Annotated in this window: 6 protein-coding genes; 4 read left to right on the plus strand and 2 right to left on the minus strand. The window is 64.3% G+C overall.

Annotated features, from left to right (window positions below; all coding sequences use genetic code 11):
* Window positions 1-16: 16 nt before the first annotated feature.
* Window positions 17-544, minus strand: a complete 528-nt coding sequence (gene gpt / locus AKL29_RS24225) for a xanthine phosphoribosyltransferase (protein WP_050385897.1) — start codon at window positions 542-544, stop codon at window positions 17-19.
* A gap of 6 nt (window positions 545-550) precedes the next feature.
* Window positions 551-1,303, minus strand: coding sequence for a competence/damage-inducible protein A (locus tag AKL29_RS24230; protein ID WP_028336089.1), 753 nt, complete (start codon window positions 1,301-1,303; stop codon window positions 551-553).
* Window positions 1,304-1,528: 225 nt separating this feature from the next.
* Between AKL29_RS24230 and AKL29_RS24235 the strand changes: the two genes are divergently transcribed.
* From AKL29_RS24235 to AKL29_RS24250, 4 genes are all read left to right on the plus strand, one after another.
* The gene (locus tag AKL29_RS24235) at window positions 1,529-2,947 is read left to right on the plus strand and encodes a circularly permuted type 2 ATP-grasp protein (protein ID WP_028336088.1); all 1,419 of its coding nucleotides are present in this window, start codon (window positions 1,529-1,531) and stop codon (window positions 2,945-2,947) included.
* Window positions 2,948-3,117: 170 nt separating this feature from the next.
* A complete protein-coding gene (locus AKL29_RS24240; RefSeq protein ID WP_018272359.1) occupies window positions 3,118-4,062 on the plus strand; it encodes an alpha-E domain-containing protein in 945 nt (314 codons plus the stop codon).
* Window positions 4,063-4,247: 185 nt separating this feature from the next.
* Window positions 4,248-5,090 (plus strand): transglutaminase family protein, encoded by an 843-nt coding sequence (locus AKL29_RS24245; protein ID WP_050385898.1) that lies wholly within the window; start codon window positions 4,248-4,250, stop codon window positions 5,088-5,090.
* A gap of 186 nt (window positions 5,091-5,276) precedes the next feature.
* A complete protein-coding gene (locus AKL29_RS24250; protein WP_050385899.1) occupies window positions 5,277-5,702 on the plus strand; it encodes a carboxymuconolactone decarboxylase family protein in 426 nt (141 codons plus the stop codon).
* The last annotated feature ends 102 nt before the right edge of the window (window positions 5,703-5,804 follow it).

Consider the following 5,804-nt stretch of genomic DNA (forward strand, 5'->3'; position numbering starts at 1 on the left):
CGGAATGACGACGACGTCACGCCGCGCCGTCGCGGATCGGCGGCTGGAAAGACAGAGCGGTGTCCCAGGGAAAGTAGATCCAGGTGTCCTGCGACACCTCGGTGATGTAGGTGTCGACCAGCGGCCGGCCCTTCGGCTTGGCGTACACGGTCGCGAAATGCGCATCGGGCAGCAATTGGCGCACCAGCCTGCCGGTCTTGCCGGTATCGACGAGGTCGTCGACGATCAACAGCCCCTTGCCGGTGCCGCCGCCGATCTTGGCGGTCTGCTCCGAAATGCCCTTGAGCACTTTCAGATCGCCCTGCTTGTCATGGTCGTAGCTGGCGACGCAGACGGTATCGATGATCCGCAAGCCGAGCTCGCGCGCCACGATTGCCGCCGGCACCAGCCCACCGCGGGTGATCGCGATCACCGCATGGAACGGGCCGACCTCGTTGAGCCGCCAGGTCAGCGCCCGGCAGTCCCGGTGGAATTGATCCCACGAGACCGGGAACGGCCTGCCGGCTCGCTCCTGTGCACTCGGTTCGGAATTTCGTTCAACCATATCGTCTCAACCCGCCGGCTTCTTCTGCGCGGCCTGCACTTGCTTCAGCATCTCCTTCACCGCAGCCATTGCGGCTGCGAGCTTTTCCGGATCGCGCGAGCGGACCACGAGATTGGTGTTCGGCTTCTGATTCTCGTCCTGGAACGGATAGCTGCCGATGATGGTGTCGGGATTGGCTTCCGCGATCGCCCGCAGCGGGCCGCCGATGTCGCCCTCCCTTGCGTCGGCCCTGACCGAGTCCGACAGCATCCGCACGCCGGATTTCAGGGTCGGCGCCACGATGTCCATCATCGCCTGCATGATGGTGGGGATGCCGGCCATCACGATGACATTGCCGAGCTTGAAGCCCGGCGCCAGGATGGTCGCGCTCTGAATCAGTTCGGCGCCGTCAGGCACCCGGGCCATGCGCAGCCGCGCTTCGTTGAGGTCCTGCTCGCTCCAGCGCTCCCTGAACCGCGCCACCACCTCGGGGTGATGGTGGATATCGACCCCGAACGCCTTCGCCACGCTGTCGGCGGTGATGTCGTCATGGGTCGGCCCGATGCCGCCGGTGGTGAACACGTAGGTGTACCTATGCCGCAGCGCATCAAGGGCGGAGACGATGTCGGCCTCGTCATCGGCGACGACGCGGACCTCCTTCAGGTCGATGCCGATGTTGGTCAGGTATTCGGCGATGAAGCCGATGTTCTTGTCCTTGGTCCGGCCGGACAGGATCTCGTCGCCGATCACCAATATCCCCGCCGTGACGATCTCGCTCATGGTCTCATTCCCTAACTTGATCCCCGGACATTGCCGATCCAATGCCTTGATGTCACGGGGTTTTGCCGCCGAATTAAGCAGACCTCAGCCGGTTTTTCGGGCAGGCCTTCCACCTCACCCATAGCAAATGCCGCAAGCCAATGCATATCGCGCTGGCCCGCCCCTTGCTACCATCCCATCAAGTCATGCACTGTGTCACATGGCTTTGGAGGGCAGTCGGGCTATATGGCAGTCGCGTTCGATGAGATGAACGGCCTCGGCGAGGATCTCCGCCCGGCCTACCAGGAGCTCTCCCGCTGGCTCAAAGAGACGCCGCCGGATGCGCTCGAATATCGACGCCAGGAAGCGGAGCTGCTGTTCCGCCGGATCGGCATCACCTTCGCGGTCTATGGCGATGCCGAGGCCCAGGAGCGGCTGATCCCGTTCGACGTGATCCCCCGCATCATGTCGGCGACCGAGTGGACGCTGCTGGAGAAGGGCCTCAAGCAGCGCGTGCTCGCGCTCAACATGTTCTTGAAGGACATCTATCACGGCCGCGACATCTTGCGCGCCAACGTCATCCCCGAGGACCTGATCTTCCAGAACCCGGTGTTCCGGCCGGAGATGAACGGCCAGGACGTGCCGCACGACATCTACGTCCACATCGCCGGCATCGACATCATCCGCACCGATCCCGACAATTTCATCGTGCTGGAGGACAATGCGCGCACGCCATCCGGCGTGTCCTACATGCTGGAAAACCGCGAGATCATGATGCGGTTGTTTCCGGACCTGTTCGCGCGGCACCGCGTCGCGCCCGTGGAGCGTTATCCGGACGAGCTGCTGTCGGCGCTGCGGTCGGTGGCGCCGCACAGCGCCTCCGCCGAGCCGACGGTCGCGCTGATGACGCCGGGCGTCTACAACTCGGCCTATTACGAGCACTCCTTCCTCGCCGACAAGCTCGGCATCGAGCTGGTCGAGGGGCGCGACCTCATCGTCAAGAACGACGAGGTGTTCATGCGCACCACCGAGGGGCTGAAGCGGGTCGACGTCATCTACCGCCGCGTCGACGACGATTTTCTCGATCCCCTCACCTTCCGGCCGGACTCCGCGCTCGGCGTCCCCGGACTGATGTCGGCCTACGCTGCCGGCAACATCACGCTCGCCAATGCGGTCGGCACCGGCATCGCCGACGACAAGGCGATCTATTCCTACATGCCGGACATCGTGAAGTTCTACCTCAGCGAGGAGCCGATCCTGAAGAACGTGCAGACCTGGCGCTGCCGCGAAGCGCAGGATCTGTCCTATGTGCTCGACAACCTCGCCGACCTCGTCGTCAAGGAGGTGCACGGCTCGGGCGGCTACGGCATGCTGATTGGCCCCGCCGCCACCAAGGCGACCATCGAGGCGTTCCGCGACAAGCTCAAGCGCGAGCCCGAAGGCTTCATCGCCCAACCGACGCTGGCGCTGTCGACCTGCCCGACCTGCACCGACAAGGGGCTGGCGCCGCGCCATGTCGACCTGCGCCCGTTCGTGCTGACCGGCTCCAGCCACACCACCATCGTGCCCGGCGGGCTGACCCGCGTCGCGCTGAAGGAAGGCTCGCTCGTCGTCAATTCGAGCCAGGGCGGCGGCACCAAAGACACCTGGATACTGAGTGAGTGATTTGAAGCCAAACGCGCTGCGCGAGCCCTCCCTCCCCCTGCAAGGGGGAGGGTCGGGGTGGGGGTCGGCCGCATACGCCGAATGGAGAGAAGATCCCCACCCGCCGCTGCGCGTCGACCTCCCCCTTTCAGGGGGAGGTGAAACACGTTTCGTCTTGTAGGGACTATCGCATGCTGTCGCGCACCGCCGAAAACCTGTTCTGGCTGGCCCGTTATGTCGAACGCGCCGAATATCTGGCGCGCACCATCGATGCGACGTTGCGCGTCACCGCGCTGCCCGCGGCCTATGTCGGCAAGACCAATGAGTGGGATTCCGCGCTGCTCACCGCCGGCGTCGGCGCGAGCTTCTACGATCACTATGAGGAAGCCAACGAGCGGAACGTCATCGAATATCTGTCCTTCTCGTCGGAAAATCCGTCCTCGATCAAGAACTGCATCGAGGCGGCGCGGCTCAATTCACGCTCGGTGCGCACCGCGCTGACATCGGAGATGTGGGACACCATCAATTCGGCCTGGATCGAACTGCAGGCGGTCTGGAACAAGGGTCCCGCCAACCGCGAGGAGCTGGCCAAATTCCTGCGCTTCGTGCAGGAGACCTCGCTGCGTTTCGACGGCTCGGCCTACCGCACCATGCTGCGCAACGACGCCTACTGGTTCTCGCGGCTCGGGGTCCATCTCGAGCGCGCCGACAACACCGCGCGGATTCTCGACGTGAAGTACCACATGCTCCTGCCCGAGGAGGAGCATGTCGGTGGTCCGCTGGATTACTACCAGTGGACCTCGATCCTGCGCTCGGTGTCGGCGACAACAGCCTATCACTGGGTCTACCGGGAAACCTTAAAACCCTGGCTGATCGCCGACCTCCTGATCCTCAACGATACGCTGCCGCGCTCGCTTGCCAGCTGCTACAGCAACCTCGTGCGCAACCTCGACCAGATCGGTGTCGCCTATGGCCGCCAGGGCGCCTCGCAACGCCACGCCCGCGGCATCAGGAACCGGCTCGAGCACAGCAACATGGACGATATCTTCCAGCACGGCGTGCACGAATTCATCCAGGAGTTCATCGCGGACAACTCACGGCTGGGTGAGATCATCACCAAGCAGTACCTGATCTGACCGGTTTTGAGGCAAAATCTCGTCATGGCCGGGCAAAAACGCGAAGCGCGTCTTTCGTAACATAGGTGACCCGGCCATCCACATCTTGCTTTCGCGGCCGATTAGGAAGAAAGACGTGGGTGCCCGGGAAGGGTCCGGGCATGACAGTCCTGCCCTGAAAAAACCGATTGAACACCGGTTGAGCCATGCGCCTGCGGATAGCCCATACCACCACGTATCGCTACGAGCCGGCGGCCTCGGGCGTGATCCAGATTCTGCGGATGACGCCCGGCAGCCATGACGGCCAGTATGTCGCGGATTGGCAGATCGACGTCTCGACCGACTCCCGGCTCGACACCCATGAGGACGCCTTCGGCAACGTCACCCATGTGCTGACGCATGGTTCGATCAGTGACCTCACGATCCATTGCGAAGGCCTGATCGAGACCCACGACACCGGCGGCGTACTGAAGGGCACCGACGAGCGGTTTCCGCCGAGCCTGTTCCTGCGCACCACACCGCTGACCGACCTCAACCCGGCGATGACGGCCATCGTGCGCGAGCTGCGCACCGAGGCCGGCGGCGACGTGCTCGGCTTCCTGCACGCGCTGATGGTGCAGATCTACGAGCACATGACGTTCGACGAGGACCCGACCAACAGCGCCACCTCGGCCGCCGAGGCGTTCGCGCTGAAGCGCGGCGTCTGCCAGGACTACGCGCACATCCTGATCGCCTGCGCGCGCGCCGGCGGCGTTCCGGCGCGGTTCGTCTCCGGCCACTTCTTGCGCTCCGACGGCATGGTCAACCAGCAGGCCGGCCACGCCTGGGCCGAGGCGTTCGTGCCCGATCTCGGCTGGATCGGCTTCGACGCCGCCAACGGCATCTGCACCACCGACGCCCATGCCCGCGTCGCAATCGGCCTCGACTATCTCGGCGCCGCCCCGGTCCGCGGCACCCGCTATGGCGGCGGCAACGAGACGCTGACGGTCGCGGTCAAGGTCGACCAGGCCGGCCGTCCCGGCCAGTGGCAGAGCCAGACGCAGTCGTAGGCTGGTCCCTCTCCGCGTCCGTCATTGCGAGCCAACGGGTCGCGCGAACGCGCGCCCGATGACAGGCTCCGCGAAGCAATCCATCTGACCGCTTGCGGAGGCATGGATTGCTTCGTCGCTTCGCTCCTCGCAATGACGGCAGGGGTGCTATGATCGCTGCTGCAAACCGAACCAGCGAGACAAGCCATGGCCACCGTAAAACTGCTTTCCGACGACGAACTCTCGGCGGAGGCACGCGCCGTCTTCGACGACATCCGCAAGACGCGGAACTCGGACTTCGTCAACAATTTCTGGCGCGCGCTGGCGCATGATCCGAAGACCCTGCGGCGGACCTGGGAGAGCATCAAGGAGGTGATGGCACCCGGCACGCTCGACCCGAAGGTCAAGGAGATGCTCTACGTCGCCGTCTCGGTGGCCCACGGCTGCAGCTATTGCATTCACTCGCACACCGCGAGCGCCCGCGCCAAGGGCATGACCGACGCCGAATATCAGGAAATGCTCGCAATCGTCGGCATGGCCGCCGAAACCAACCGGCTGGTTACAGCGCTCGGCGTGCCCGTCGACGAGGCCTTCCTCGTCGATGCACCTGCGGGACGAAGCCAGGAGCCGTGACGCTCCTGCCTGTCTCGCGAATGAGTGATGTCACGAAATGCGCTCAACGTCGGATTTGAGGACAACCAGGAAACGGGCAGCTTCGCCGCCCGTCACCACCCG

It is taken from the genome of Bradyrhizobium pachyrhizi (genome assembly GCF_001189245.1).
Classification (GTDB): domain Bacteria; phylum Pseudomonadota; class Alphaproteobacteria; order Rhizobiales; family Xanthobacteraceae; genus Bradyrhizobium; species Bradyrhizobium pachyrhizi.